24 protein-coding genes are annotated in these 26,328 nt (G+C 72.0%); 11 read left to right on the top strand and 13 right to left on the bottom strand.

Going from position 1 to position 26,328, the window contains the following annotated elements:
* Positions 1-84 precede the first annotated feature (84 nt).
* From G4G93_RS17345 to G4G93_RS17355, 3 genes are all read right to left on the bottom strand, one after another.
* Complete coding sequence (locus tag G4G93_RS17345; RefSeq protein ID WP_165085824.1) at positions 85-807, bottom strand: hypothetical protein; 723 nt, start codon at positions 805-807, stop codon at positions 85-87.
* On the bottom strand, positions 804-1,157 hold the full coding sequence (locus G4G93_RS17350) for a hypothetical protein (RefSeq protein WP_165085825.1): 354 nt from the start codon (positions 1,155-1,157) through the stop codon (positions 804-806). Before G4G93_RS17350 ends, G4G93_RS17345 begins: the two co-directional genes overlap by 4 nt.
* 121 nt (positions 1,158-1,278) lie before the next feature.
* Positions 1,279-1,518 (bottom strand): hypothetical protein, encoded by a 240-nt coding sequence (locus G4G93_RS17355; RefSeq protein ID WP_165085826.1) that lies wholly within the window; start codon positions 1,516-1,518, stop codon positions 1,279-1,281.
* 274 nt (positions 1,519-1,792) lie between these two features.
* Here G4G93_RS17355 and G4G93_RS17360 point away from each other — a divergent pair, with 274 nt between their 5' ends.
* Together G4G93_RS17360 and G4G93_RS17365 are read left to right on the top strand one after the other, a co-directional pair.
* Positions 1,793-4,636, top strand: a complete 2,844-nt coding sequence (locus G4G93_RS17360; RefSeq protein WP_165085828.1) for a phosphoenolpyruvate carboxylase — start codon at positions 1,793-1,795, stop codon at positions 4,634-4,636.
* 245 nt (positions 4,637-4,881) lie between these two features.
* On the top strand, positions 4,882-5,958 hold the full coding sequence (locus G4G93_RS17365; protein WP_165085829.1) for a helix-turn-helix transcriptional regulator: 1,077 nt from the start codon (positions 4,882-4,884) through the stop codon (positions 5,956-5,958).
* Positions 5,959-5,968: 10 nt separating this feature from the next.
* Here G4G93_RS17365 and G4G93_RS17370 read toward each other — a convergent pair whose 3' ends face one another.
* Together G4G93_RS17370 and G4G93_RS17375 are read right to left on the bottom strand one after the other, a co-directional pair.
* The gene (locus tag G4G93_RS17370; protein WP_165085830.1) at positions 5,969-7,138 is read right to left on the bottom strand and encodes a thermonuclease family protein; all 1,170 of its coding nucleotides are present in this window, start codon (positions 7,136-7,138) and stop codon (positions 5,969-5,971) included.
* Positions 7,139-7,246: 108 nt separating this feature from the next.
* Positions 7,247-8,053 carry a hypothetical protein gene (locus G4G93_RS17375; protein WP_246736840.1) on the bottom strand — a complete coding sequence of 269 codons (807 nt, stop codon included), beginning with the start codon at positions 8,051-8,053 and terminating at the stop codon, positions 7,247-7,249.
* A 393-nt stretch (positions 8,054-8,446) separates the two neighbouring features.
* Here G4G93_RS17375 and G4G93_RS17380 point away from each other — a divergent pair, with 393 nt between their 5' ends.
* Positions 8,447-9,379: a lipid kinase gene (locus G4G93_RS17380; protein WP_165085832.1), complete on the top strand. Its 933-nt coding sequence runs from the start codon at positions 8,447-8,449 to the stop codon at positions 9,377-9,379.
* A gap of 16 nt (positions 9,380-9,395) precedes the next feature.
* Positions 9,396-10,136, top strand: coding sequence for a TerC family protein (locus G4G93_RS17385; RefSeq protein ID WP_165085834.1), 741 nt, complete (start codon positions 9,396-9,398; stop codon positions 10,134-10,136).
* A 129-nt stretch (positions 10,137-10,265) separates the two neighbouring features.
* Here the strand turns inward: G4G93_RS17385 and G4G93_RS17390 are convergent, their stop codons facing one another.
* The 3 genes from G4G93_RS17390 to hemE all read right to left on the bottom strand — a co-directional run bounded on the left by G4G93_RS17390 (position 10,266) and on the right by hemE (position 13,070).
* Entirely contained in the window at positions 10,266-11,156 is an 891-nt protein-coding gene (locus G4G93_RS17390) for an alpha/beta fold hydrolase (RefSeq protein ID WP_246736841.1), read from the bottom strand.
* 10 nt (positions 11,157-11,166) lie between these two features.
* Positions 11,167-11,589 (bottom strand): protoporphyrinogen oxidase HemJ, encoded by a 423-nt coding sequence (gene hemJ / locus G4G93_RS17395; RefSeq protein WP_165085835.1) that lies wholly within the window; start codon positions 11,587-11,589, stop codon positions 11,167-11,169.
* A gap of 392 nt (positions 11,590-11,981) precedes the next feature.
* Positions 11,982-13,070: a uroporphyrinogen decarboxylase gene (gene hemE, locus G4G93_RS17400; protein ID WP_165085836.1), complete on the bottom strand. Its 1,089-nt coding sequence runs from the start codon at positions 13,068-13,070 to the stop codon at positions 11,982-11,984.
* A gap of 634 nt (positions 13,071-13,704) precedes the next feature.
* Between hemE and G4G93_RS17405 the strand changes: the two genes are divergently transcribed.
* From G4G93_RS17405 to dnaQ, 5 genes are read left to right on the top strand one after another with little or no spacing between them, the layout of a single operon-like run.
* Positions 13,705-14,535, top strand: a complete 831-nt coding sequence (locus tag G4G93_RS17405; protein ID WP_165085838.1) for a pyruvate, water dikinase regulatory protein — start codon at positions 13,705-13,707, stop codon at positions 14,533-14,535.
* Between the two features lie 14 nt (positions 14,536-14,549).
* On the top strand, positions 14,550-15,185 hold the full coding sequence (locus G4G93_RS17410) for a Maf family nucleotide pyrophosphatase (protein WP_165085840.1): 636 nt from the start codon (positions 14,550-14,552) through the stop codon (positions 15,183-15,185).
* 13 nt (positions 15,186-15,198) lie between these two features.
* A complete protein-coding gene (locus G4G93_RS17415) occupies positions 15,199-16,062 on the top strand; it encodes a shikimate dehydrogenase (protein ID WP_165085841.1) in 864 nt (287 codons plus the stop codon).
* A complete protein-coding gene (gene coaE / locus G4G93_RS17420; protein WP_165085843.1) occupies positions 16,059-16,664 on the top strand; it encodes a dephospho-CoA kinase in 606 nt (201 codons plus the stop codon). Before G4G93_RS17415 ends, coaE begins: the two co-directional genes overlap by 4 nt.
* Before the next feature lie 49 nt (positions 16,665-16,713).
* Entirely contained in the window at positions 16,714-17,427 is a 714-nt protein-coding gene (gene dnaQ, locus G4G93_RS17425) for a DNA polymerase III subunit epsilon (RefSeq protein WP_165085844.1), read from the top strand.
* Between the two features lie 24 nt (positions 17,428-17,451).
* Here the strand turns inward: dnaQ and G4G93_RS17430 are convergent, their stop codons facing one another.
* Entirely contained in the window at positions 17,452-17,955 is a 504-nt protein-coding gene (locus G4G93_RS17430) for a type II toxin-antitoxin system VapC family toxin (protein WP_312892093.1), read from the bottom strand.
* Positions 17,846-18,151, bottom strand: a complete 306-nt coding sequence (locus tag G4G93_RS17435; protein ID WP_206289844.1) for a type II toxin-antitoxin system VapB family antitoxin — start codon at positions 18,149-18,151, stop codon at positions 17,846-17,848. Before G4G93_RS17435 ends, G4G93_RS17430 begins: the two co-directional genes overlap by 110 nt.
* A gap of 172 nt (positions 18,152-18,323) precedes the next feature.
* Between G4G93_RS17435 and G4G93_RS36420 the strand changes: the two genes are divergently transcribed.
* The gene (locus G4G93_RS36420) at positions 18,324-18,449 is read left to right on the top strand and encodes a hypothetical protein (protein ID WP_281409706.1); all 126 of its coding nucleotides are present in this window, start codon (positions 18,324-18,326) and stop codon (positions 18,447-18,449) included.
* Between the two features lie 49 nt (positions 18,450-18,498).
* On the opposite strand, the gene gcvP is transcribed toward G4G93_RS36420, so the two are convergent.
* The 3 genes from gcvP to gcvT all read right to left on the bottom strand — a co-directional run bounded on the left by gcvP (position 18,499) and on the right by gcvT (position 22,961).
* Positions 18,499-21,348 (bottom strand): aminomethyl-transferring glycine dehydrogenase, encoded by a 2,850-nt coding sequence (gene gcvP / locus G4G93_RS17440; RefSeq protein WP_165085846.1) that lies wholly within the window; start codon positions 21,346-21,348, stop codon positions 18,499-18,501.
* 89 nt (positions 21,349-21,437) lie between these two features.
* Positions 21,438-21,800 carry a glycine cleavage system protein GcvH gene (gene gcvH, locus G4G93_RS17445; protein WP_165085848.1) on the bottom strand — a complete coding sequence of 121 codons (363 nt, stop codon included), beginning with the start codon at positions 21,798-21,800 and terminating at the stop codon, positions 21,438-21,440.
* 15 nt (positions 21,801-21,815) lie between these two features.
* The gene (gcvT, locus tag G4G93_RS17450; protein WP_165085850.1) at positions 21,816-22,961 is read right to left on the bottom strand and encodes a glycine cleavage system aminomethyltransferase GcvT; all 1,146 of its coding nucleotides are present in this window, start codon (positions 22,959-22,961) and stop codon (positions 21,816-21,818) included.
* A gap of 348 nt (positions 22,962-23,309) precedes the next feature.
* Here gcvT and mdeB point away from each other — a divergent pair, with 348 nt between their 5' ends.
* Positions 23,310-26,042, top strand: coding sequence for an alpha-ketoglutarate dehydrogenase (gene mdeB / locus G4G93_RS17455; protein WP_165085852.1), 2,733 nt, complete (start codon positions 23,310-23,312; stop codon positions 26,040-26,042).
* The last annotated feature ends 286 nt before the right edge of the window (positions 26,043-26,328 follow it).

Genomic DNA, 26,328 nt, shown 5'->3' on the forward strand with positions numbered 1-26,328 from the left:
TTGGTCGAGGCAAATGTTCGAGGAAGCCGGGCCGCCGTCGGGCTCACGCAAACGCCGGGACGGGCAAGGCGGTTCGCCGACAGGTCAGGGAATCGCACCCTGCGGCAGCATGAGGCCGCCCGGCGTCCGGTCCGGCGCCCCCTCGGGCGCTGCCGCCTTCTCGCGCCGGGCCTTGGGCGCGCGGCGTGCCGGCTCCCTGGCGGCAGGGTCGGCCGCGTCGGCCTGAGCCGGCTCGCCCTGGGCCCCGGCCCTGGATGGATCGGAATTGGCCGCCTTCGGGCCACCCTTGCGGGCGACGGGGGCCGGCTTGGGGGCTTTCGGCTCGGCCACCTTCGGGGGATCGCCGCAGGCCTTGAACGTCAGCGTGGCCAGGACCTGGCCGCCGTCGTCGGCCAGGATGCGCAGGGTCGGCGGCAGGCCTTCCGGGCTGCCGGCCCACCGGATCGTCGCGCCGTTCTGCGCCTCGAGGGCCGCCGGCGAGGGGCCGCGGCGCAGGCCCGACAGGTCGGGGCCGTAGGCGGTGGCGAGCTTGTTGCGGATCACCACCTGCAGCACCTGCACGGTCTCGGGCGAGAGCGGGCGCAGCGGATTGCTCCAGCTCATGGTCCCCTGCCGGGTGACGAAGAGGCGAAATCCCTTGCCCGCGGCGAATTCCGGAGCCTGCGGCGCCGGGCAGACGGGCGCCGCCTCGGGCGCTGCGTTCTCGGGCGCCGCTTGGGCAGGGGCGGCTTGAGCAGGGGCCGCTTGGGCGGGGACAGCCGGAAGCGCCGCCAGCATCAGGGCGGCCAGCACGGCGTAACGCGTCACCGGGACTCTCCGTCGTGTTCGGTCCCGCGGGAGCCGGACCGGGCGGGGGCCAAGCCGGGCTCCGCCGGATCGTGATCGATGGTCAGGCGGCCCTGTGGGCGGGGGCGGGGCGCATCGGGCGCGGCGAGCCGCTCCGGAAAGGTGCGAGGCGCCTCCGGCTCCCGCGCCACATCGTCGAGCACGTCGGCGAGGTCCTGGTCGAAGTCGCGGAACAGCTCGTCGCCCCTGTCCTCCAGCTCCTGCTCGTGCGGAAGCCGCAGGGTCGGACGCGCGCGGCCATACCCGAACGCGAGCACCAGGCCCGCGAAGACCAGGGCTGCCACGGCAGCCAGAATCACGATCATCTCCATCGTGATGCCAGCCTTAGAGCATTTCCGTCGCCCTGTCCGGTCGCGCGGCGACGATCGTGCATGCGGCCGCGCCGCGACCCGTGCGGCCTTGCAGGATTCGTGCGGCTCCGAGGAAACCGCGTCAGTTCCCCAGGTAGCCCGCCTCGCGCAGGCCCGCCTCGATGGCGCCGAGGAGCACCGCCTCCCCGGTGACCGTGTCTCCGGGTGCCGTCTCTCCGGGTGCCGTGGACATCGTCCCCCCGGCCCCCTCCCCGACCTCCCGGGTCGTCCGCACCGGCAGGCTCTCCCAGGCCCGCCCGGCAGGCAGTGCATGGCCGACGACGGTGGCGGCCGCGTTCAGGGCGGCTCCGATCGACATCATGGCGCGTTCCTCCTCGAATCGGCATCCTGATTTCATCGTCTCCCGGGCCGCATGATGGCGCATTGACGAAATCTTAACCATTGGTCCAAGGCCACCAGGCAAAAATCCGGGCGGGGCCGTGTTGTTAGGGCCGCAGGGCGCCTCGCCACCCGGGACCACCCGCGATAAAGCGTGGCCGGGCCGCGGAACGCTCCTTGCGTCACCGGCCCGTCAGGCGCGAGCCCGCGCCCCGCGCGACCCGGACGGAAATCCGGCCACAGGACGAAGCGACCCGATGGACAGGCTTCAAGGCTCCGGCCACCAGGACGACCTGCACGTCACCCCCGAGACCCTCGAGGCGGACCTGCTCGGGCTGGTCGAGGAGGCGCGCCGCCAGGCGAGCCAGGACCCGTTCCGCAATCCGGTCCTGACGGTGGCGCTGGCGATCAGCCGCCGCTTCGACCGCGACGAGATCGGCGAGGAGGATCTGGCGGGCCTGTTCGTGCGCCTGCGGGCTCGGGCGCTGGAGGCCCGGGCGGCGCGGTTGCGGGCCTATCTCGGCCTCGGGGCGGAGGCGGATTCCCGGGAGGCGATCGAGGCCGTGGCAGCCTCCGCCCTCGGCGACCTGGAGACCGCGTTCGAGACCGCCCGCCCCCGGGTCGAGCGCACGCGCTTTTCCGCGGTGTTCACCGCCCACCCGACCTTCGGCATGCCGAAGGCGGTGGCGCGGCTGCTCGCCGAGGCCGCCTCCGAGCCCGATCCGGCGGCGCGCCATGCCCCGATCGAGGAAGCCGCCGCGCTCTCCGCCCGGGCCGACCCGGTGATCACCCTCAACGACGAGTTCGACCAGGCCCGGCACGCGGTCCAGCACGGCCGCGCCGCCCTCGACGGGCTGAACGAGGCGATCCTGCGGGCCGCCCGCTCGCGCTGGCCCGATCGCTGGAGCGAGCTGGTCCCGATGCCGGTGGTGCTCGCCTCCTGGGTCGGCTGCGACACCGACGGGCGCACCGATATCGGCTGGTGGGACACCCTGCGCTACCGGCTCGAATCGAAGCGCACCCAGTTCGACCGGGTTCTGGCCCAGCTGCCCGACGATCCCGCCGCGGAGCCCGCCCGCCGGCTCGCCGGGGAGGCGCGGGCGGCGGTCCTGCGCCAGCTCGCGGTGGCGCCGAAGCTCGGCGAGCAGCCGGCGCTCGAGGCGGTGCACCGCTTCGCGCTGGCGCTCATCATCGAGCGCGACCGGGCCCAGACCGAGGCGGGTCCCCTCCTCGCCCTCCTCGACCGGGCGGTGGGGCAGGCCGCCGACGACGCGGCCCGGCTCACGCTCTGCGTCCTCAGGGCCGGCGTCGCCGCGCACGGGCTCCAGAACGGCCTGCCGCATTTCCGGCTCAACGCCAGCCAGGTCCACAACGCGGTGCGCCGGGAGCTCGACCAGGACGGCGACCCGACCGATCCGGCCCAGCGCCGCTCCCACCTCGCCTCGATCAACGCGCTCCTCGACGCGGTCGCGGCGGTGCCGGTGGATTTCGGGGCGCTCGCCGCCGAGCGCGCCTCGGCCGCCCGGCTGATGATGACGATCGCCCAGATCCTCAAGCACATCGACGGCACCCACCCGGTCCGCTTCCTGATCGCCGAGACCGAGACCGGCTACACGCTCCTCGCCGCCCTCTGGCTCGCCCAGCATTTCGGCATCGGCGACCGGGTCGAGATCACGCCGCTGTTCGAGACGGCGTCGGCCCTCGAACAGGGCGTGCACGTGATCGAGGACGCGCTTCGCTCGCCCCATTGGCGCGCCTACCTCAAGCGCATCGGGCGCCTCGTCGTGCAATTCGGCTACTCGGATTCGGGGCGCTATGTCGGCCAGCTCGCCGCCACCTTCTGGATCGAGCGCCTGCGCTTCCGCATCACCGAGCTGATGGCGGCGCACGACCTCACCGACATCGAGCTGGTGATCTTCGACACCCACGGCGAATCGATCGGGCGGGGCGCCCACCCGACGAGCCTCGCCGACCGGCTGGCCTACCTCGCCCCCGACCATGCGCGGCGGCGCAACCGCGAGGCGGGGATCCGCACCAGCCTCGAATCGAGCTTCCAGGGCAGCGACGGCTACCTGATGTTCGGCACCCAGGCCCTCGCCGAGGCGACGGTCGCGCGCATCGGCGAGCACGTCTACAGCCGGCTCCAGCCCGCCCCCGACCCGATCTACGCGGAGGCCGACTTCGCCACCGAGTTCTTCACCGGCGTGCGCCAGGACATGGAGACGCTCGTCAACGATCCGGGCTACGCGGCCTTGCTCGGCACCTTCGGGCCGAACCTGATCGACCGCACCGGCTCGCGACCGGTGGCGCGGCAATCCGACGGCGGCGGCCCGGTCGCCATCACCCATCCGCGCCAGATGCGGGCGATCCCCAACAACGCGATCCTGCAGCAGCTCGGCTTCCTGGCGAATTCCCTGCACGGTGTCGGGCGGGCGGCGGGCCGGGCGCCCGACCTGTTCGTCGAGATGCGCGAGCGCTCCGAGCGCTTCGCCCGCGCCTTCCGGCTGGTGCAGGAAGCCACCGCCGTCGGCGACCTCGACGTCCTGCGCGCCTATATCGACACCCTCGATCCCTCGGTCTGGCTGGAGCGGGCGCGGCGCGCCACCCGGGACGGGCGGCGCGAGGAGATCGTGGCCGTCGCCGCCGCCCTCGATCGGCTCAACCTGGCGCCGCACCTGCGCCGCCTGTTCGGCCGGCTGACCCACGACCACCTGATGCTGCATACGGTCGCCCCCGACCTGCCCGCGATGACGCCGCGGCTCGCGCTTCTGCATGCGCTGCGCCTCGCGCTGATCCACCGGATCTGGTTCCTGGCCATGCACATCCCGGGCTTCCGGCCCCAGAACGGCATCACCCGCGAGGCCCTGATCGAGCGCATCCTGCGCCTCGACGTCGAGAGCTGCCTGAAGCTCCTCGACGACATCTTCCCGGTGACGCCGGACCCGACGCTCGGCCTCAATTTCGGCGAGCCGGCGGGCCCTCGCGGGGTCGGCACCTACGAGGCCGAGCACCGCACCCTGTTCGCCCCGATCCGCCGCCTGTTCGGCCTCGTGCGCGAGATCAGCGGCATGATCCAGCACGAGGTCGGGGCGTTCGGCTGACGCGGAGGGACCGATCGGGGCAGAGCGCCTCGGAACCAAGGCGGCGCGGATCGTCCCCCTCCCCGCCCGCTGGGACAGGAGAACCTCGCGCCCCGTTCGAGAAACAGTTTTCCGCACACGGTCGGAATTCCCGACCGATCCGCCGCCTCACGGACAGAAATCCTGTCGATCGGGCCAAACAGCCCACGGCGTCCGGCGGTGGATGACCTAAAGTCCGGCAGGGTCAATCCGAGAGCCGTGCCGCCATGGTCCCGACCGACGCCCTGCTTCGCCTCGACGACAGCCTCGGCGAGGCGGTGTTCGATCCGTCGCGCTGGAGCGCGGTGCTGGAGCGCGTCTCGGCCCTCGTCGGCGGCGACGGCGCGATACTGCTGCAGAGCCGGCGGCGGACGCCCGGCGCGCCCTGCACCGCCGAGGTCGACGAGCTGGTCGCCGACTATTTCCGGCACGGCTGGCACGTGAACGACCTGCGCACCCGCGCGGTGCCGCGGGTGATGCGGGGCGAGGTCGTCACCGATCCCGACATCCTGAGCGCCGAGGAGATGGCCCGCGCCCCGTTCTACAACGAGCTGCTGCGGCCGCACGGCTACCACTGGTTCGCGGTCGCGGGCTTCCGGGCCGGGCCCGAGCACTGGGGGGTGTCGGTGCAGCGCCGGACGCCGCGCGGTCCCTTCGAGGCGGCGCAAGTGCGGCCGCTCGCCGGCCTGATGCCGCGGCTCGGCCGGGCCGCCGCCCTGTCGGAGGCGATCGGCCGCACCGCCCTCGACGGCGCCTTGCGCGGGCTCGATCAGGTCGCCCAGGCGGCGCTCGCCCTCGACGGGGCCGGCCGGGTGATCGGCGCCAACGCGCGGGCGGAGGCCCTGTTCGACGCGGACTTCCGGGCCATCGACGGGATCCTGCGGATCGCCGATCCGCGGGCGCGGGAGGAGGCGGCCGGCCTCCTGCAGCAGCGTCGCGCCGGACCTGCCGGGCCGGTCCTGGTGCCGCGGCGCGACCGCCGCCCCCTGGTCCTGCGTGCCCTGCCGGTGATCGAAGCCGCCCGCTCGCCGTTCCTGGGTGCGAGCGCGCTCCTCCTCGTCACGGATCTCGAGGCCGACCGGCGGCCCGATCCGGCCCTGCTGGCGCAGGTCTTCGGCCTCACCACCGCGGAGGCGCGGCTCGCCGCGATCCTCGCCGGCGGCGCGGCGCTCGACGAGGCCGCCGACCAGCTCGGCATCGCGGTCGAGACCGCGCGCAGCCACATCAAGGCGGTGTTCGCCAAGACCGGCACCGGGCGGCAGGGTGCCCTGGTGGCGCTCCTCGGCGCGCCGGGGCTGCGGTGAGGCGCAGGACTTACGGCTTCGCCCAGATCCCGAGCTTGCCGGTGCGGGCGTGCCGCTCGGCCTCGACGAGGTCCGGCGTCGCCTCAGGCGTCGCGCGGCCGCCGCCGTTATAGAGCACCACCTCGGAGAGGTCGTGGCCGTCGACGGTGCAGATCCAGGCGGTGCGGCCCGGATTGGGCTGGCAGTTCACCGGACGGCCGGCGAGGTAGCCGGTCAGGTCGCTCGCCTGCGCGCCCCGCGCCGCCTCGACGCCGTAGAGGCGCAGGGTCCGGCCGCCGAGGCGCAGGGTCGCGGTGTCGAGCACCTCGGCGACGCCGGCAACGGGTCCGGCCGCCTCCGGCACCAGGGCCCCGGTCTCGACCGGCTCGCGCTTCCCCTCGCCGGGCCTCGCGGGCCCGGCCTTGTCGCCGGCACCGGGCGGCGCCTTCGCCTCGGCCGTCCTCCCGTCAACCGTCTTGCCGTCGGCCGCCTTGCGCTCGGTGCTTCCCGCCTCCGCGGGCTTGCCGGCCGGCCGGTCCGTGCCCGGGGCGGGCGCCTGCGCGACCGCGGCCTCGCGGGTCGGCTCGCCGCCGCGCAGGGCCGCGTAGCCGACGCCCAGCACCGCCAGCGTGCCGAGCGCCGCGTAGAGCGGGCGGCGAGGCAGGCTGCCGCCGGGCAGCGGCCGGGGCCGGGCGAGGCCCGGCTTCAGTCCCTCGCCGGCGGGCGGGGTCACGATCACGGGCGCCGCCGCGACGGAAGGGGCGACCGGCTCCCGCCGCGGCAGGCGCAGGCGCTCCGGCAGGTCGCCCAGGGCCTCGCGCAGGCGCGCGAACCGATCGGCACGGGGGGCCGCGGCGGGGGGCGATGGAGCCGGCGGGGTCGCCGGCTTGACCACGATCCAATCCCGCGGCGCCTCGGCAGGAGGCACGGGAACGGGCGCGGCGGGCGGCTGGAACAAGGTCGGATGCTGGCGACGCAGCTCGTCGACGAGATCGCTCAGGGTGAGCGGCAGCGCCTCGCCGGCGACCGTCCGGGTGCGCGGGCGCCCGTCGCGGTCGACCACCTCGTAGCCCGGCGGGGCGTCGTGGCGGCGGATCGCGGATTCCACCAGGAGTTCGAGGGTGCGACGGGCCACCGCGACGGGACGCTGCCGGTCGATCTCCGCCCGGATCAGCGCCTGCAACTGCTCACGCGAGGTCATGTCCGCATCGTATCCCATCGCCCCCGGCCGCGGGGCCCCGAGCCGTCATCCGTCCACATCTAGGGACGGACCGGCGACCTGTCACACGTCTCCTGAACCGCGCCCGCACTACTCGCGGCTCGCCACCGCCTCGCGGCTGACCACCCGGCTGGTCTCGGCGATGATCACCGGGCGGGACCCGGCGAGGCTGACCGTGAGTTCCAGGTCGACGGTGCCCTGCGAGCGTGCGCGGCGATCGGGGCTGAAGGCCGAGAAATCGACGGTGGCCTGGACCCGGCAGACGGCGAGCCCGGCATTGCAGGCGGTGCGCAGGGAATCCGGGCGCGGCCGGTAGCGCCGCTCGGGCCAGCGCTGCACGAAGCGGCGCTTCTCGGACATCAGGCTGGAGACGGTCATGGTGCGGCCGTGGAAGACGACCTGATCGCCGTAGAAGCCGGGTGCGGCGGCCAGGGCGGCGCCGTTGGGCCCCGAGATCGACGCCAGGTAGTCGCGGGCGAGGCGCTGCGACGCCTGGGCCCAGTCGCGCATCTGCCCGTCCGAGACCGCGACCGGCGGGCGGGCCGGGATCGTGACGGGGAGCGGCGGCCGCTCGGTCCGTGCGAGCCGCGCGGCGCGCCGGGCCTCGGTGGCCGCGTGGATGGTGCTGCGGGCCGGCCGGCGCGGCTCCTCGGCGACGCGGCGGGGGGCGGTGTGGGCCTTTTGAGGGGCGGGCGCCGCCGCCCGGGCGGCCGGCGCGGGCTCGGATCTGGGGGCCGGCGCGGGCGCGGGTGCCGCGCCGCCGCGACCGGGGGGATCGACCCAGCCCTGCGCCAGGGCGGCCGACGAGACCAGGAGTCCGAGGCCGGCGAGGAGGGCCGACGCCGGAGGGGCGCGCAGGCGGGAGGGCGGGAGCGGCGGCAGGGAAAGCGGCGACATGGGGAGCGGCACCGGGGGGAGGACCACGATCAGGGAAGTGAACGTTCGTCGCCGCGGTTACGGTTCCATTGCGGGTCCGCCGCCCTCCCCGCTACCCCCGCTGCGCACATCCGGAAAGGCACATCCGGCAAAATCGGTTTCCGGCACCGGCCCGGGCGCGCGCCGCGCGCGAACTTCTCCTTCCGTCTTGCCAAGCGACCCCTTGCCAAGCGCGGCCGCGACCCCACCTCCAGGGTCTTGCCGGGTCCGGGCCCCTCTGGCGGTTCGAGGCGTCGACCGCGATGTCGGACCCCTTCTCTGCCTTTGTGCTGACGCGGCACGATCGCACTGGAGGGACCGCATCCTTGCGCGTCATTCCCCCCACCCATCCCCATTCCGTCGCGGGAGGTGCCGATGTCCGGCGCTGAGGCGACCCGGCGGGCCCTGCTCGTCGTCAACAAGAAGGCCCGCAACGGCGGCCTCGACCTCGATGCCGTGAAGGGCGTGCTGCGCCGCGGCGGCATCGAGCCGGTCGAGCCGCACCCGGGCGAGACCGACTGCAAGGCGCTGATCCACGCCCACGCCTCGACCTGCGACATGGTGATCCTGGGCGGCGGCGACGGCACCCTCAACGCCGCCGCCCAGGCTCTGGCGGAAGCGCAGCTGCCCCTCGGCATCCTGCCGCTGGGCACCGCCAACGACCTCGCCCGCAGCCTCGGCCTGCCGGCCGATCCGCTCGAGGCGGCGGAGGTGATCGCCACCGTGCCGGCCCGGCCGATCGACCTCGGCTGCGTCAACGGCCACTACTTCTTCAACGTCGCCAGCATCGGCTTCTCGGCCGATCTCGCCGGCGAGCTGACGGCGGACCTCAAGCGCCGCCTCGGCACGATCGGCTACGGCGTGGCGGCGTTCCGGCTGCTGCGGCGGGCGCGGCCGTTCACGGTCTATATCGAGCATGACGGCACCGTGGAGACCGTGCGCACCATCCAGGTCTCGGTCGGCAACGGCCGCCATTACGGCGGCGGCATGACGGTGGAGGAGAACGCCACCGTCGATGACGGCCTGCTCAACTTCTACAGCCTGGAGGTCGCCCATTGGTGGCGGCTGCTCGCCCTGCTGCCGGCCCTGCGCCGGGGCACCCAGGGCAAGGCTGCCGACGTGCGCGCCTTCCAGACCACCGAGGTGATCCTGCGCACCAGGAAGCCGCGCCCGGTCAACACCGACGGCGAGCTGACCACCTACACCCCCGCCCATGTCCGGGTGCTGCCCAAGGCCGTGCAGGTTCACGCGCCGCACGACCGCGCCCCGCCTGAAGCGCCGTCGGACCGCCCCTCGATCTTCCCGTGAAGCAGGACCGTCCGCCGTGGAATCCCTCGTTCAGCTGGCCGCCGACCCGACGGCCTGGGCCGCCCTCGCGACCCTGGTCGTCATGGAAGTCGTGCTCGGCATCGACAACCTGATCTTCATCTCGATCATCACCAACAAGCTGCCGGCCGAGCAGCAGTCGCGGGCCCGGCGCATCGGCATCGGGCTCGCGCTGGTCCTGCGCCTCGCGCTGCTCGGCACCGTCGCCTACATCGTCCACCTGACCCAGCCGGTCTTCGAGATCTTCGGCAAGGGCCTGTCCTGGCGCGACATGATCCTGATCGCCGGCGGCCTGTTCCTGCTCTGGAAGGCCACCAAGGAGATCCACCACAGCCTCGACCCCGACCCGCAGGAGAAGGCCGGCGGGGGCGCCTCCCTCGGCTTCACCGCGGCGATCGGACAGATCCTGCTCCTCGACCTCGTGTTCTCGATCGACAGCATCATCACGGCGGTCGGCATGACCGACCACGTGCCGATCATGGTGATCGCCGTCGTGACGGCCGTGACCGTGATGCTGGTGGCCGCCAACCCCCTGTCGCGCTTCATCGCCGCCAACCCGACGGTGGTGATGCTGGCGCTGGGCTTCCTCATCATGATCGGCATGACGCTGATCGCCGAGGGCTTCGGGGCGCACGTGCCGAAGGGCTACGTCTACACCGCGATGGCGTTCTCCGCCGGCGTCGAGGTGCTGAACATCCTCGGCCGGCGGGCCAGGCAGGCCAAGCGCAAGGTGGCGTGAGGCCCGGCCTTTCGACGAACCGAGGACGGCGCCCGGTCGTGATGCGACCGGGCGCCGTTTTCGTTCGGGCCCCCGGTTCTGCCTTGGCCTAGGCGGCGGGCGCCGCGGCGAGGAGCGCCCGTACCGGCCTCACGCCTCCGCCGCCAGGATCGCGGCGGCGACCGCCTCGGGGCATTCCTCGTGGGCGGCGAGCGCCCCCGGGATCTCGACGCTGCGAACGAGCCCGCTCTCGGCGAGCGCCGCCATCTCGGCGCCCGAGCGGCGCGGCGCCCCTCTCGGGCGCAGCATCAGCACCGGCGGCAGGCCGGGGCCGAACAGGGCGTGGAACGCCTCCCGGCTGCGGACCGGATCGAGGCCGCCGGTCACGAAGGCGGCGGTGCCGAAGCGGGCGCGGGGCTGGTGCGTCACCCGCCGTTTCTCGGCGAGCAGCGCCGGGGTGACCCGGGCCCGGTCGGCATAGACGTGGGCCTGCATCATCCGCGCCACGATCGGCGTGCTGACGTTGACCCGGTAGAGCAGGTTGCCGAGGACCGGCGCCTCGACCGCCCGGCGCAGGCGCTCGAACAGCGGTCGGCGCTCCTCGCCCATCGCGGTCGGCAGCGGCCCGCGCCAGGTCGGCGCCACCAGGACCAGCCGGGCGAAGGCGCCCGGGTGCCGGGCCGCCGCGGCGACGAGGTAGCCGGCGGCGTGACCGGCCGCGACCCCGAGCGCGTAGGGGCCGGGCGCCCGGGCGAGCAGCGCGTCGAGGAAGGCGTGGAGCGTGGCGGGCGCGAGCGGCACCCGCGCCCTCGCCTGCGCGCCGAAGCCGGGCCAGTCCGGCACCAGGCAGGCGTGGCGGGCGGACAGCCGCGTCGCCAGGGGCCGCATCTCCTCGCGGGTCGAGATCGACGACAGGGCCGGCAGCAGCAGGGCCGGCGGTCCTTCGCCGATCCGGTCGGCCGGCAGGCTCAGGGACCGCCCGGCCAGGGTGAGGGAAAGGGTCTGCGTCTCGATGGCGGCCATGAAAGTCCCTTGAGACATGCCGACTCCTTCAGAACGGCTTCACCACCACCAGGATCACGATGAGGACCATCAGCAGCGTCGGCACCTCGTTGAGCACCCGGTAGAATTTGGGGCTGCGGGTGTTCCGGTCGGCGGCGAAGTCCTTGACCATCCGCGACAGCCAGCCGTGGATGCCGCTCATCGCCAGGACCAGGGCGAACTTGGCGTGCATCCAGCCCTGCGTGTAGGCGCCGCTCATCACCGCGAGGGCGATGCCGAAGATCCAGGTGGCGATCATTCCCGGCAGCATGATCGCCTTGGCGAGCCGCCGCTCCATCACCTTGAAGATCTCGCCCTGCGCCGACCCCGCCGGCTGCGCCGCGTGATAGACGAACAGCCGCGGCAGGTAGAGCATCGCCGCCATCCAGGCGATGAGCGCGATGATGTGGGCGGACTTGATCCAGAGATACACGGTGGGATGGTTCCTGTTGGGGATGTAAGGTTTTTCGAAATCTTACAGCAGGCTGCGAGGTGCGGGAGCGACGGCCGCCGCGCCGAAACCCTCCCCCCACGGACCTCGGGCTTGCCCGAGGTCCGTATCGACGTGCCCAAATCGGGCATGCCCGACTTGGGACGGGGGAGGGCGGCCGGCGGTGCAGGCCGGGAGAGGGGCAGCGCGACATAAGTTCAGTGGGCGCCCTCCATGACGCTCGCGACCTTTCCGGAAGCGTGGTTCCCCTCTCCCGCCCCACCTCGTGGGGCACCCTCCCCCGCAGAGTGGGGGAGGGTTCATTGCGCGGCGGCCGTGGGACGACCCGGAGGGATGCAGGGCCGTCGCGGAGAGCGAGCCGAGCCCCCCTCCCCTCACCCCCGCAGCCGCGCCAGCATCCGCTCGACATGGGGTATCGGCGTCTGCGGGGTGATGCCGTGGCCGAGGTTGAAGATGTGGGGCGTGCCGGCGGTGGCCTCCAGGATGGCGTCCACGGCCGCGTCCAGGGCCTCGCCACCGGCGATCAGGGTCTCGGGGTGGAGGTTGCCCTGCGTGACCGCCGAGGCCGGCAGGCGGGCGCGGAGGGCCTTCAGATCCACCGCCCAGTCGACCCCGACCGCATCGGCGCCGGTCTCCCCGGCGACGCGGGCATGGCCGTCGAGCCCCGAGCCGCGGGCGAAGACGATGATCCTGGCGCCGGGCACCCGGGCGCGGATGCCGGACACCATCCGGGCGATCGGCCCGAGGCTCCAGCGCGCGAGGGCGTCGCCGGTCTCCCCGGCGGGCACGTCCGGCAGGGCGCCGGCATGGCTCTCGAAGATCTGCACCGCGTCGGCGCCGGCCTCGAACTGGCGCACCAGGTACTCGATCGAGACCGCGACCAGCCGGTCGATCAGCGCATCGAGGAGGGCGGGGTCGCGGGCGGCGAGGTCGCGGGCGGGGGCCAGGTCCGGCGTGCCGCGCCCGCCGATCATGTAGCTCGCCACCGTCCAGGGCGCGCCGCAGAAGCCCAGCAGCGTCGTCTCGGCCGGCAATTCCGCGCGCAGCCGCCCGACGGTCTCGAAGACGGGACGCAAGTGGCGCATGATCCGCGGGTCGCCCGCTTCGATCAGCCGGTCGAATTCCGGCCGGCCGGCCATCGGGTCGAGGCGGGGCCCCTCCCCTTCCACGAAGCGCACGTCCTGGCCCAATGCGTGGGGCACCACCAGGATGTCGGAGAACAGGATCGCCGCCTCGAAGCCGAAGCGGCGGATCGGCTGCAGGGTGACCTCGGTGGCGAAGTCGGGGTTGTAGCAGAGGTCGAGGAACGATCCCGCCTCGGCCCGCACCGCCCGGTATTCCGGCAGGTAGCGCCCGGCCTGGCGCATCATCCAGGCCGGCGGCGGCGAGAGTGCCTCGCCGTTCAGCACCCGCAGGATCGGCCGCTCGGCGGCCCCCCGTCCGGTTCCCGCGGTCCCGCCCATTCTCCGTCCCCCCGAAAACCGTCTGCCGCCACGCCGGCGGTCGTTTCCCTATGCCGAGAACCGCCCCTCGGCGCCAGCCCGACGCGTGGTCGCGACCCCCGGCGATCCTCGTCCCCACCCAGGCCTCTGAAAAGAAAAGAGAGATTCTAGGAATCTGTTTTTTCTATTGGGGGCAGGCATCGCGGGGCCCCAGCGGCGTCCACAGGCCGTCCCCACCGCCGGTGCGTTAAGAGGCCTTTAACAGATTTGCTCCATTGTCGAAGGATCACGAGAGTCAGGAGGGGCTTGGCCCCTGCCGGACTCGACTCGGCGGTCCCACGTCCCGGATTCTCCCACGGGCGGCCCGCCACGAGTGTTAACGGTCGGCCTGTTGAGGCGTCGAGCCGTTAACCCACAGGCCTCGCGCCTGGACCTCGCTTCGTCGGCGCATTATCCACACTCATCGACTCCGCGCGGCCGATCGGTGGACGACAGGCCGGGCGCCGGAATCGCTGGAGCGGCGCCCGATCGCCTGGCCATCGGGTTCTGCTCCAGACCTTTGATCGTGCTGCATTTTCCGCGACGAACCGGTACCCGCCTCGTCGGAAAATGCGCCAGCGTCTGCCGCACGGAGCGGCGAGCCCGGGGAGTCCGCGTGGTCCGCAGCTACTTCCACCTCCACCTCGTGTCGGATTCCACCGGCGAGACCCTGATCAATGTCGGCCGCGCCGTGGCCGCGCAGTACGAGGGGGTCTCGGCGATCGAGCACGTCTATCCCCTCGTGCGCTCCGGCACCCAGCTCGAACGGGTGATCAACGAGATCGAGCAGGCCCCCGGCATCGTGCTCTACACCCTGGTCGGGCGCGAACTGACCGAGCGCCTGGAAGAGGCCTGCCGGGCCACCGGCTCGCCGCTGCTCTCGGTGCTGGAGCCGGTGCACCGGCTGCTGCAATCCTATCTCGGCACCCACTCCACCGCCCGGCCGGGCGCCCAGCACATGCTGAACGCGGAGTACTTCAAGCGCATCGACGCGATGAACTTCACGCTCGCCCACGACGACGGCAACCTGCCGCTCGACCTCAACGAGGCGGACGTGATCCTGCTCGGGGTGAGCCGCACCTCGAAGACGCCGACGGCGATCTACCTCGCCAATCGCGGCCTGAAGACCACCAACATCCCGCTGATCCCCGGCGTGCCGCCGCCGGCGGTGCTCGAGACCCTGCGCCAGCCGCTCATCGTCGGGCTGATCGCCTCGCCGGAGCGGATCGTGCAGATCCGCCAGAACCGCCTGCTCAGCCTCAAGGCCGACGATTCGTCCTCCTACGTCGACCGCGACGCGGTGGCGAACGAGATCGCGACCTCGCGCCGGCTCTTCGCCCGCAACCGCTGGCCGGTGATCGACGTCACCCGGCGCTCGATCGAGGAGACGGCGGCGGCGATCGTCGACCTCCACCGCGAGCATCGTCTGAAGTTCATCGCCGATTGACGCCGATGCCGCCCATGTCCTCCCCCACGTCCTTCTCCATGTCCTCCCTCTGGCGCGGGCCCGCGCCGCTCCTCCTCGCCTCGACCAGCCCGACCCGGCGCGGGCTGCTCGAATCGGCGGCGCTCGCCGTCGAGACCCGGGCCCCGGACGTCGACGAGCGCGCCGTCGAGGCGGCGGCCGAGAGCCTCTCCCCCGAGAGCCTCGCCGGGCGCCTGGCCGCCGCCAAGGCCGCGTCCGTCGCGGGCCGAGCGCCCGACCGGGTGGTGATCGGCGCCGACCAGGTGCTCGACCTCGACGGCACGGTCTTCCACAAGCCCGCCGACCGGGCGGGTGCGGCCGCCCACCTCGCGAGATTGCAGGGACGCACCCACGCGCTCCACTCCGCCGTGGCGCTGGCGATCGACGGCGCGGTGGTCGAGGGCTTCGTGGTGACGGCGCGGCTCACCATGCGGCCGCTCGGCGAGGCGGCAATCGCCGCCTATCTCGACGCCGCCGGCCCCGCCGTCACCGGCAGCGTCGGCGCCTACCAGCTCGAGGGCGCCGGCATCCATCTGTTCGACCGTATCGAGGGCGACCACTCGACCATCCTGGGCCTGCCGCTCCTGCCCCTGCTCGCGCGGTTGCGCGGACGGGGACTTCTTGCCTTCTGAGACGACCTTCCCGATGACGACCCCGCATCCCCGCGCCTTCGTGGTGGGCCACCCGATCGCCCATTCGCGCTCGCCGCTGATCCACGGCCACTGGCTCGCCGAGCACGGCCTGCCGGGATCCTACCAGCGCGTCGACGTCCATCCCGACGCCTTCCCGGACTTCGTTCGCAGCCTGCGGGCCGAAGGCTGGGTCGGCGGCAACGTCACGATCCCGCACAAGGAGGCGGCGTTCCGCCTCGCCGAGGTGCTGACGCCGCGGGCGGAGCGGATCGGCGCCGTCAACACGCTGTGGTTCGAGGATGGGCGCCTGCACGGCGACAACACCGACGCGCCCGGCTTCCTCGGCCATCTCGATGCCAGCCTCGGCGCCGGCTGGCCCGAGGCGACGGGCGTCGCCGCGGGCCGGGCCGCCCTGGTGCTCGGGGCCGGCGGGGCGGCGCGCGCCATCCTGGTCGGGCTCCTCGAGCGCGGCCTTCCCCGCCTCATCGTCGCCAACCGCAGCGCCGAGCGCGCCGAGGGCCTGACCGCCCTCGACCCGGCCCGGATCGAGGCGGTGTCGTGGGACGCGGTGCCGGCGCAACTCCCGGAGACCGGGCTCCTCGTCAACACCACCGCCCTCGGCATGGCCGGGCAGGACGCGCTCGTCCTCGATCTCGCGCCGCTGCCCGATCGGGCGGCGGTCTCCGACATCGTCTACGTGCCGCTCGAGACCCCGCTTCTCGCCGCCGCCCGGGCCCGGGGGCTGCCGGCCGTCGACGGCCTCGGCATGCTGCTGCACCAGGCGGTGCCGGGCTTCTCGCGCTGGTTCGGCCGCACGCCCGACGTGTCGCCGGCCCTGCGCGCGCGCATCGTCGCCGATCTCGGGAGCCACGGATGAGCCGGCCGTTCGTCCTCGGCCTCACCGGCTCGATCGGCATGGGCAAGAGCGCCACCGCGGCGATGTTCCGGGCGCGCGGCGTGCCGGTCCACGACGCCGATGCCTGCGTGCACGCCCTCTACGGGCCGGGCGGGGCGGCAGCGGCGGCGATCGGCGAGGCCTTCCCCGGGACGCTCGCCCCCGACGGCTCGGTCGACCGGGCCGCCCTGCGCAACGCCGTGCTGGGCGAGCCCGAGCGCCTGCGCCGCCTCGAATCCCTGGTCCACCCCCTGGTGCGTCAGGCGCGGGACGACTTCCTCGCCACCCACGCCGCGGCGCCGCTCGTCGTGCTCGACGTGCCGCTGCTGTTCGAGACCGGCGGCGAGGCGGGGTGCGACGCCGTCGCGGTGGTCACCGCCCCGCCCGAGGTGCAGCGCGCCCGGGTGCTGGCCCGGCCGGGCATGACCGGGGAGGCCTTCGCGCAGATCCTGGCCAAGCAGATGCCCGACGCCGAGAAGCGCCGGCGCGCCGACTTCTTGATCGAGACCGACCGGGGCTTCCCCCATGCCGAGGCGCAGGTCGACGCGGTGATCGCCGCGGCGGCGGCGAGGCGGGCCGGTTAACGCTTCGTCGCTACACCGGTCGGAACCATTCTCACAGGGGAGCCGCAGGATGCTGCGCGAGATCGTCCTCGACACCGAGACCACCGGCACCGAGGCCAAGACCGACCGGCTGATCGAGATCGGCTGCATCGAGCTCCTCAATCACATCCCGTCGGGGCGCGAGTTCCACCGCTACATCAACCCGCAGCGGCCGGTCTCGGAGGGGGCGTTCCGGGTCCACGGCCTCTCCGACGCGTTCCTCTCCGACAAGCCGCTCTTCGCGCAGATCCTGCCCGACTTCCTGGACTTCTGCGGCGACGCGACGCTCGTGATCCACAACGCCGCCTTCGACGTCGGCTTCCTCAACGCCGAGTACGCGCGCCTGGGCGACAAGGCCCCGCCCCTGATCGACCTGGCCTCCGTCGTCGACACCCTGGCGCTCGCCCGCCGCAAGCATCCGGGGGCGGCCAACAACCTCGACGCGCTCTGCTCGCGCTACGGCATCGACAATTCCCGCCGCACCAAGCACGGCGCGCTCCTCGATTCGCAGATCCTCGCCGAGGTCTATATCGAGCTGCTCGGCGGCAAGCAGACGACGCTCGGGCTGACGGTGGACGGCAATGCCGGCCCGGCCGGTCCCTCCTTGCGTGCGGCCCCCGTCGAGCACGGCCCCCGCCCGACCCGCAGCCGGCTCACCGATGCCGAGCGGGCGGCGCATGCCGCGTTCTCGGCGGGGCTGGGTGAGAAGGCGATCTGGCGGGATTATCTGGGGGAGGCGGGCTGAGGCGCCCGTCGAGGGGAGGCTCTCTCAGGCGGCCGGGATGTCGATCAGGGGAAAATCGTCGCCTTTGAAAAGGAGTGGCATCCGGTAGATCTGGGCACAGGCGCAAGCGAAGCAATCTCCGAAATTGAGCCCGGCGGGATGACGGCCTTTGCCATAGCGATCGAACGCTTCGATCGCGCCGTCGGCCACCCTGGGAGGCAGGGCGACAACCTCGACCGACGCGAGCGTGAGGTAGTCGCGCATGGCCCGCTGCACGTTGGTAAGTGGCAGGTTGAGGATGCGGGCGAGTGCGACCTTCGTCTCCCAGACCGCGAGTGGCGATGTAACGCGCTGGTGAGCCTGCTGAAGGCGCGCGACGAGGGCCGCCGCATCCGGCTCGCCGGCGAGGATCGCGGTCGATGCGGAGCATCGATGAACATCACGGATCCTCGTACAACCCGTCGATGAAGGCCTTGTCGGCGGGGCGAGGATTTGGGCCGGCCTGTTCTCGAAGTCCGCGCGCGAAGGCGATCGACTGGGCGACGAGATCGAACTTGTTCTTCTCGCGATCGATTTCGCTGCGCAGGGCCTGCCGCACCGCCTCGGTCTTGGTGGTGCGCCTGAGTGACGCCAGTGCCCGAGCGAGTGCGTCGACCTCTGGATCCTTGGCGAAAAGGGCCTGGCCTGTTCCACGCGGAGATAAAGAATATCCACCGAGGATATTCCAGGCGAGATGCGGAGCCAAGCCTGCTCAACTCGACGGGTGGAGGATCATACCAACGGTCGTTGAAAGCGACCTTTGATTCCGTTCTCGAATCTTCGCCAAGCCGCTGGCCTGGCATCGAACATTCGAGATGAGCCGACGGCCTGATGCAGCGGCATATCCGGGCGAAGGAGCGGACGGCGGCCGAGGCGGCATGACGGAGCCTCGTGTCGCGGATCTCACGCGCGGCAGGATCAACGCGTTTCCACGCGACGATCTCGTCGCCCTCCTGGCCGCAGCCGGGCTGCATGCCAAGCTTCGCATCCCGGACGCGGCCTGATCCGGGCGGCGCCCGGCCTCCACCGAGACCGGGCGCTCCGAACCTCCGCCTACTCCGCCGCCTTCATGTAGCTCTCCACCGGCGGACAGGCGCAGACCAGGTTGCGGTCGCCATAGGCGTTGTCGACCCGGTTGACCGGCGGCCAGTACTTGTCGACCCGGAAGGCGCCGGCCGGGAAGCAGGCAGCCTCGCGGGAATAGGGCCGCTCCCAGGCGCCGATCAGGTCCTCGACCGTGTGGGGGGCGTTCTTGAGCGGGTTGTCGGCCCGGTCCATCCGGCCCTCCTCGATCGCCCGGATTTCCTCGCGGATCGCCAGCATGGCGTCGCAGAAGCGGTCGATCTCGCCCTTGGTCTCGGACTCGGTCGGTTCGATCATCAGCGTGCCGGCCACCGGCCAGCTCATCGTCGGCGGGTGGAAGCCGCAATCGATCAGGCGCTTCGCGATGTCCTCGACGCTGACGCCCGCGCTCTTCATCAGCGGGCGGGCATCGATGATGCATTCATGCGCCACGCGCCCATGCGTGCCGGTGTAGAGAACCTCGTAGGCTCCGGCGAGGCGCTTGGCGATGTAATTGGCGTTGAGGATCGCGATGCGGGTGGCTTGCGTGAGACCCCGCCCGCCCATCAGCAGGCAGTAGCTCCAGGAGATCGGCAGGATCGCCGCCGAGCCGTACGGGGCCGCCGAGACCGAGAACTCGCGCCCGTCGGTCTCCACGTGGCCGGGCAGGAACGGGATCAGGTGCGCCTTGACGCCGATCGGCCCCATGCCGGGCCCGCCGCCGCCATGCGGGATGCAGAACGTCTTGTGCAGGTTGATGTGGCTGACATCGGCCCCGATGTCGCCCGGCCGGGCGAGGCCGACGAGGGCGTTGAGGTTGGCGCCGTCGAGATAGACCTGGCCGCCATGGGCGTGGGTGATGTCGCAGATCTCCCGCACCGCCTCCTCGAACACCCCGTGGGTGGACGGGTAGGTGATCATGCAGGCGGCGAGGTCTTTTCCGTGCTTTTCCGCCTTGGCGCGGAAATCGGCCACGTCGACGTTGCCGTTGCGGTCGGCCCCGACCACCACGACGGTCATGCCGCACATCTGCGCCGAGGCCGGGTTGGTGCCGTGGGCCGAGGACGGGATCAGGCAGATCGTGCGGTGCCCCTCGCCGCGCGACAGGTGGTAGACGCGGATCGCCAAGAGGCCCGCATACTCGCCCTGCGCGCCGGAATTCGGCTGCATGGAGATCGCCGCGTAGCCGGTGATGTCGGCGAGTTTCTGCGAGAGATCGGCGATCATCTCGGCGTAGCCCTCGGCCTGATCCTTCGGCGCGAAGGGATGCAGCTCCGAGAATTCCGGCCACGAGACCGGCAGCATCTCGGCGGTCGCGTTGAGCTTCATCGTGCAGGATCCGAGCGGGATCATCGCCCGGTCGAGGGCGAGGTCGCGGTCGGCGAGGCGACGCATGTAGCGCGTCATCTCGCTCTCGGCCCGGTTCATGTGGAAGATCGGGTGGGTCAGGTAATCGGAGGTGCGCTCCAGATCGACCGGCAGGCGCGGCTCGGGCCAGGATTCGTCGTACGTGAGCGCGTCGCCCCCGAAGGCGCGCCACACCGCCTCGATGATGTCGGGCCTCGTGCGCTCGTCGACCGTGATGCCGATCCGGTCGCTGCCGACCTTCCGCAGGTTGATCCCGTTGGCGACGGCGTTCTTCAGGATCACGCCCTGGAACGGCCCGACCGTCACGGTGATCGTGTCGAAGAAGGCGTCCGGATGGGTCTCGAAGCCGAGCCGGTTCAAGCCCGCGGCGAGCCGGGTCGCGTCGCGGTGGATGCGCATCGCGATCGCCTTGAGCCCGCGCGGCCCGTGGAACACCGCGTACATCGAGGCGATGACCGCCAGCAGCACCTGGCTGGTGCAGATGTTCGAGGTCGCCTTCTCGCGCCGGATATGCTGCTCGCGGGTCTGGAGCGCGAGCCGGTAGGCGCGGTTGCCACGGGAATCGACCGAGACGCCGACGATGCGCCCGGGGAGCGCCCGCTTGTGGGCTTCCCGCGTCGCCATGTAGGCGGCGTGGGGTCCGCCATAACCCATCGGCACGCCGAAGCGCTGCATCGAGCCGACGGCGATGTCGGCCCCCATCTCGCCCGGCGGCTTCAGGACCGTGAGCGCCAGCGGATCGGCCGCCACCACGGCGATGGCCCCGGATTCGTGCAGGCGCGCGAACACGTCGGTGAAGTCGTGGGCCGCGCCCTCGACGCCCGGATACTGGACGATCGCGCCGAACACGGCCGCGGGGTCGAGGTCGGTGAAGGGATCGCCGACGACGATCCGCCAGCCGAAAGGTTCGGCCCGGGTCTTCAGCACCGCGATGGTCTGCGGCAGGCACTGCGCGTCGACGAAGAAGGTGTCGGGCTTCGCTGTCGCGATGCGACGGGCCATGCCCATCGCCTCGGCGGCGGCGGTCGCCTCGTCGAGGAGGGAGGCGTTGGCGATGTCGAGCCCCGTCAGGTCGCTGACGCAGGTCTGGAAGTTGAGGAGCGCCTCGAGCCGGCCCTGGCTGATCTCGGGCTGATAGGGCGAGTAGGCCGTGTACCAGGCCGGGTTCTCGAAGATGTTGCGCTGGATCGCCGGCGGCATCGTGGTGCCGTGATAGCCCTGGCCGATCAGCGAGGTCAGGAGCTTGTTCTTGTTGGCGGTGGCGCGCAGGCGCTCGATCGCCCGGCGCTCCGACAGGGCGGCGCCGAACTCGGTCGCGTCCCTCTGGCGGATGCCGGCCGGCAGGGTCTCGTCGATCAGGGCGTCGAGGCTCTCGGCACCGACCACCTCCAGCATGCCGGCGATCTCGTCCACCGACGGGCCGATATGGCGGCGGTTGGCGAAGTCGTAGGGATCGTACTTGTCCATCGGCATGGGGGAGTTGCCCTGATCGGCGCCGCGTGGGGCGGCTCGAAAGCGAATGGCGGAGCCGTGCGACCCCGCCCGTCGAGACGGATGTCGGCTCAGCCGACGAAGGCGCGGTAGGCCGCTTCGTCCATCAATCCGTCGAGCTGCGACGGGTCGCTGAGGCGGACGCGGTAGAGCCAGCCGGCGCCCTGCGGATCCGTGCCGACGCTCTCCGGGTTGCTTACCGCATCCTCGTTGACCTCGGTCACCTCGCCGTCCACCGGCGCGTAGACGTCGGAGGCTGCCTTGACCGATTCCACCACCGCGGCGGCGGCGCCCTTGGTCAGCGTGGCACCGACCTTCGGCAGCTCGACGAAGACGAGGTCGCCGAGCTGCTCGGCGGCGTGGTCGGTGATCCCCACCGTCGCCACATCGCCCTCCAGGCGCAGCCACTCGTGCTCGTCGGTGTATTTCAGCATGAAACTTCCCTTTCTTCAGGACCGTTTGAAGCCGGCGGGACGGAACGGCAGCGGCACCACCGTGCAGGGCAGGCGCTGGCCGCGCACCTCGGCGAAGACGGGAGTGCCGGGCACGGCGAGCGGGCGCGGCAGCACCCCCATGGCGATCGGCCCGTCGAGGCTCGGCCCGAAGCCGCCGGAGGTGACCCGGCCGACCGCCTCGGAGGCATCGGCGGTCTGGTAGAGCGCCGCACCGGCCCGTACCGGGGTGCGCCCCTCCGGCCGCAGGCCCACCCGCAGGCGCGCCGGCGCCTCTTCCAGCTCGGCCAGGATGCGCTCGGACCCCGGAAAGCCGCCGGCCCGGGCACCGCCGCGGCGGCGCACCTTCGGGATCGCCCAGGACAGGCCGGCCTCGACCGGCGAGGTCTCGTGGTCGATGTCCGAGCCGTGCAGGCACAGGCCCGCTTCGAGGCGCAGCGAATCGCGGGCGCCCAGGCCGATCGGCTTCACCTCCGGATCGGCAAGCAGCGCCCGGGCGAGCGCCAAGGCGGATTCGGCCGGCAGCGCGATCTCGAACCCGTCCTCGCCGGTATAGCCGGAGCGGACGACCACGCCGTCCTCGCCGTTGAAGGTGACGGTGCGCGCATCCATGAACCGCATCTCGGCCACCACCGGCAGGTGGCGGGCGAGCGCGGCTTCCGCCCCCGGACCCTGGAGCGCGATCAGCGCTCGGTCGAGCGGCTCGACCGTGCACTCGGTGCCGATCGCGTCGAGGAGATGAGCGAGGCCGGCGGCCTTGTTGGCGGCGTTGACGACCAGGAGGTAGTGGTCGCCCAGGTTGGCGAGCATGAGGTCGTCGAGGATGCCGCCGCCCTGCGTGGTGAAGAAGCCGTAGCGCTGGCGCCCGGGAGCGAGGCCGAGAACGTCGATCGGCAGCACCGTCTCGAGGCCGCGGGCGGCGTCCGCAAGGTCGCCGGAGCGGGCCCGCACCGCGATCTGGCCCATATGCGAGACGTCGAACAGCCCGGCGGCCTTGCGGGCATGCAGGTGCTCCTTGAGCAGCCCGAGCGGATATTGCAGCGGCATCAGATAGCCGGCGAACGGCACCATCCGGGCGCCGGCCTCCTGGTGCAGGGCGTGCAGCGGCGTCTGGAGCAGGCTGGAGGCCGTGTCGGCGGTCATCGGAATGGAGGCTCCCGCGTATCCGGGCGTGAGCGAGCCGGCGACCCCGTGTCCCTTGCCGAGCCGTCCGGCGAGGAAACATCACGGGAAGGCCGGTCCCGCACGGCCTGATTTTGCCGGGGAGCTTAGGACAAAAGTGCCATTGACGCTACCCGGCGAGCGCTGCCGCCTGTGCGCCCGATGCCAGGACGGAACGGGCGGCGCCGGCGGTACTCCTTGGCAAGATCGACCGCGCACGACCGATCTCGCGAAAATGTTTTGCGCTTTCGGTCGGGAAGGCGGCAAACGAAGCAGCTTCTGCCGCGACCGGGGAATTATCCTGGCGCCATCGATGGGAGAAACGACGCCATGAGCGCGAGCGCCAAGCCGATCCCGGCCGTGCCGGTCAACGAGAACGACCGCCCGAACGGTCAAGCCATCCTGGGCCCGCGCGGCGTGGCCGATCCGGATCCGGCCGAGACCGCGGACTGGCTCGCCTCGCTCGAATCGGTGCTCCGCCACGGTGGCGCCGCCCGGGCCCGCTTCCTGCTCGACCGGCTGGAACAGAAGGCGCGCGAGATCGGAATCGTCGAGGAGGCGCCGCCCTACTCGCCCTACCGCAACACCATTCCGCTGGAGAAGCAGCCGCCCTATCCGGGCGACCTCGCGGTCGAGGAGCGCCTCACCTCGATCATGCGCTGGAACGCGCTCGCCATGGTGGTGCGGGCCAACATGGCCTATGGCGAACTGGGTGGCCACGTCGCCTCCTACGCCTCGGCCGCCGAGATCTTCGAGCTCGGCTTCAACCATTTCTTCCAGGCCGGCGACGCCTCCGGGGCCGGCGCCGACCTGGTGTTCTTCCAGCCGCATTCGGCGCCCGGCGTCTATGCCCGCGCCTTCCTGGAGGGGCGGCTCTCCGAGACCAACCTGAAGCATTACCGCCAGGAGATCGCCGGCGAGGGCCTGTGCTCCTATCCCCATCCCTGGCTGATGCCCGACTTCTGGCAGGTGCCGACCGGCTCGATGGGCATCGGGCCGATGAACGCGATCTACCAGGCGCGCTTCATGCGCTACCTGAGCGACCGGGGGCTCGCCGACACGAGCGGCCAGCACGTCTGGGGCGTGTTCGGCGACGGCGAGATGGACGAGCCGGAATCGATCGGCGCCCTGACGCTGGCGGCGCGCGAGAAGCTCGACAACGTCACCTTCGTCATCAACTGCAACCTGCAACGCCTCGACGGGCCGGTGCGCGGCAACGGCCAGATCATCCAGGAGCTGGAGAGCGTCTTCCGCGGCGCCGGCTGGAACGTCGTGAAGGTGCTGTGGGGCTCGGAATGGGACGCGATCTTCGCCCGCGACACCAACCACGCCCTGCTGCGCCGCTTCGCCGCCACGGTGGACGGCAAGTACCAGACGCTGGGAGCGAAGGACGGCGCCTACAACCTCGCCCACTTCTTCGGTGAGGACGAGGAGGTGAAGGCGCTGGTCTCCCACATGTCGGACGGCGACGTCGACAAGCTCAAGCGCGGCGGTCACGATTTCCGCAAGCTCTACGCGGCCTTCGCCGCCGCCAAGGCGACCAAGGGCCGCCCGACCGTGATCCTGGCCAAGACCAAGAAGGGCTACGGCATGGGCGGCGCGGGCGAATCGCGCATGACCGCCCACCAGGCCAAGAAGCTCGACACCGACGCCCTCAAGGCGTTCCGGGATCGCTTCGCCCTGCCGCTCACCGACGCGCAGGTCGAGCGGCTGGAATTCTACAAGCCCGACGAGAACAGCCGCGAGCTGCGCTACCTGCGCGAGCGCCGCGAAAAGCTCGGCGGCTTCCTGCCCAAGCGTCGTCGCACGGCGGCCCATGTCACCGTGCCGGATCTCTCCACCTATGCGGGCTTCGCGCTGGAAGCCGACGGCAAGGAGATGTCCACCACCACCGCGGCGGTGCGGCTGTTCAGCAGCCTGATCAAGCACAAGGAGCTGGGCCCACGGGTCGTGCCGATCGTCGCCGACGAGGCGCGTACCTTCGGCATGGCGAACCTGTTCCGGCAGGTCGGCATCTACTCGCCGCTGGGCCAGCTCTACGAGCCGGAGGATGCCGGCTCGATGCTCTACTACAAGGAGTCCCGCGACGGTCAGCTCCTGGAGGAGGGCATCACGGAAGCCGGGGCGATCTCGTCCTGGGCCGCGGCCGCGACCTCCTACAGCGTCCACGGCCTCGCGATGCTGCCGTTCTACATCTACTACTCGATGTTCGGGTTCCAGCGCGTCGGCGACCTGATCTGGGCGGCGGCCGACCAGCGTGCCCGCGGCTTCCTCATCGGCGCGACCGCCGGCCGCACCACGCTCGGCGGCGAGGGTCTGCAACACCAGGACGGTTCGAGCCACCTCGTCGCTGCGACGATCCCGAATTGCCGCGCCTACGACCCGGCCTTCGCCTACGAGATGGCGGTGATCCTCGATCACGGCGCCCGCGACATGATGGAGCGCGACGTGGACGCGTTCTATTACGTGACCGCGATGAACGAGAACTACGCCCAGCCCTCGATGCCGGCGGGCGTGCGGGACGGAATCATCCGCGGGATGTACCGTTTTGCCGGCTACGGAGACGGTGAGCCGGCTATCCGTCTCCTCGGTTCCGGTGCGATCCTGCCGGAAGTCATTGCGGCCGCAAAGCTTCTCGCCGCGGAATGGGGCATCGCCACCGAGGTCCACAGCGTCACGAGCTTCAGCGAACTCGCCCGCGAGGCCCGCGAGGTCGAGCGCGCGAACCGTCTGAATCCCGGCCTGCCGCCGAAGCGCAGCCTCGTCGAGGAGTCGCTGTCAGGGTCCGCCCCGGTCGTCGCCGCCACGGACTACGTCCGTGCCTACCCACAGCTGATCGCGACCGCGATCCAGGCCCGCTTCGTGACTTTGGGCACCGACGGCTTCGGCCGCAGCGACACCCGCAGCGCCCTGCGCGCCTTCTTCGAGGTCGATCGGCACCACGTCGCGGTGGCGGCCCTCGCGGCGCTCGCCGACGACGGCAAGCTCGACCGGGCGAAGGTGGCGGAGGCGGTGGCGCGCTACGGCCTCAGCCCGAACCGGCCGGCACCCTGGACGGTGTGAGGCGTCAAGCGCCTGTGAAGGCTCGTGCTTTCCCTCCCCCGGATGACGGGCCCGTCCGGGAGAAATAGACGGCGCGGGTTTGCTCGTCTCCCGGCCCGCGGGACGAGGAGCAAACCCGCGCCTCTCCATTCTCCGCCCAGCTCCGGCTTGTGCGGGAGATTGAGGAGCCGGGCCCGTACGGCGAAGGACTTCGATCGGCCCTGCCGCGGACTTAAGCACACCCCGCCCCCCTCACCCACGGGATTGACGCACCGGGGAAGACGCGGCCTGATCCCCGCAACGCCGG

This window comes from Methylobacterium sp. DB0501 (assembly GCF_011043735.1).
Classification (GTDB): Bacteria; Pseudomonadota; Alphaproteobacteria; order Rhizobiales; family Beijerinckiaceae; genus Methylobacterium; species Methylobacterium alsaeris.

Bases quoted from the DNA above. Each gene is read 5' to 3' on its own strand.
- G4G93_RS17350 (WP_165085825.1), bottom strand. From the start codon at position 1,157: ATGGAGATGATCGTGATTCTGGCTGCCGTGGCAGCCCTGGTCTTCGCG.
- G4G93_RS17355 (WP_165085826.1), bottom strand. From the start codon at position 1,518: ATGATGTCGATCGGAGCCGCCCTGAACGCGGCCGCCACCGTCGTCGGC.
- G4G93_RS17360 (WP_165085828.1), top strand. From the start codon at position 1,793: ATGGACAGGCTTCAAGGCTCCGGCCACCAGGACGACCTGCACGTCACC.
- G4G93_RS17365 (WP_165085829.1), top strand. From the start codon at position 4,882: ATGGTCCCGACCGACGCCCTGCTTCGCCTCGACGACAGCCTCGGCGAG.
- G4G93_RS17370 (WP_165085830.1), bottom strand. From the start codon at position 7,138: ATGACCTCGCGTGAGCAGTTGCAGGCGCTGATCCGGGCGGAGATCGAC.
- G4G93_RS17375 (WP_246736840.1), bottom strand. From the start codon at position 8,053: ATGTCGCCGCTTTCCCTGCCGCCGCTCCCGCCCTCCCGCCTGCGCGCC.
- G4G93_RS17380 (WP_165085832.1), top strand. From the start codon at position 8,447: ATGTCCGGCGCTGAGGCGACCCGGCGGGCCCTGCTCGTCGTCAACAAG.
- G4G93_RS17390 (WP_246736841.1), bottom strand. From the start codon at position 11,156: ATGTCTCAAGGGACTTTCATGGCCGCCATCGAGACGCAGACCCTTTCC.
- hemE (WP_165085836.1), bottom strand. From the start codon at position 13,070: ATGGGCGGGACCGCGGGAACCGGACGGGGGGCCGCCGAGCGGCCGATC.
- G4G93_RS17410 (WP_165085840.1), top strand. From the start codon at position 14,550: ATGTCCTCCCCCACGTCCTTCTCCATGTCCTCCCTCTGGCGCGGGCCC.
- G4G93_RS17415 (WP_165085841.1), top strand. From the start codon at position 15,199: ATGACGACCCCGCATCCCCGCGCCTTCGTGGTGGGCCACCCGATCGCC.
- coaE (WP_165085843.1), top strand. From the start codon at position 16,059: ATGAGCCGGCCGTTCGTCCTCGGCCTCACCGGCTCGATCGGCATGGGC.
- dnaQ (WP_165085844.1), top strand. From the start codon at position 16,714: ATGCTGCGCGAGATCGTCCTCGACACCGAGACCACCGGCACCGAGGCC.
- G4G93_RS36420 (WP_281409706.1), top strand. From the start codon at position 18,324: ATGACGGAGCCTCGTGTCGCGGATCTCACGCGCGGCAGGATCAACGCG.
- gcvP (WP_165085846.1), bottom strand. From the start codon at position 21,348: ATGCCGATGGACAAGTACGATCCCTACGACTTCGCCAACCGCCGCCAT.
- gcvH (WP_165085848.1), bottom strand. From the start codon at position 21,800: ATGCTGAAATACACCGACGAGCACGAGTGGCTGCGCCTGGAGGGCGAT.
- gcvT (WP_165085850.1), bottom strand. From the start codon at position 22,961: ATGACCGCCGACACGGCCTCCAGCCTGCTCCAGACGCCGCTGCACGCC.
- mdeB (WP_165085852.1), top strand. From the start codon at position 23,310: ATGAGCGCGAGCGCCAAGCCGATCCCGGCCGTGCCGGTCAACGAGAAC.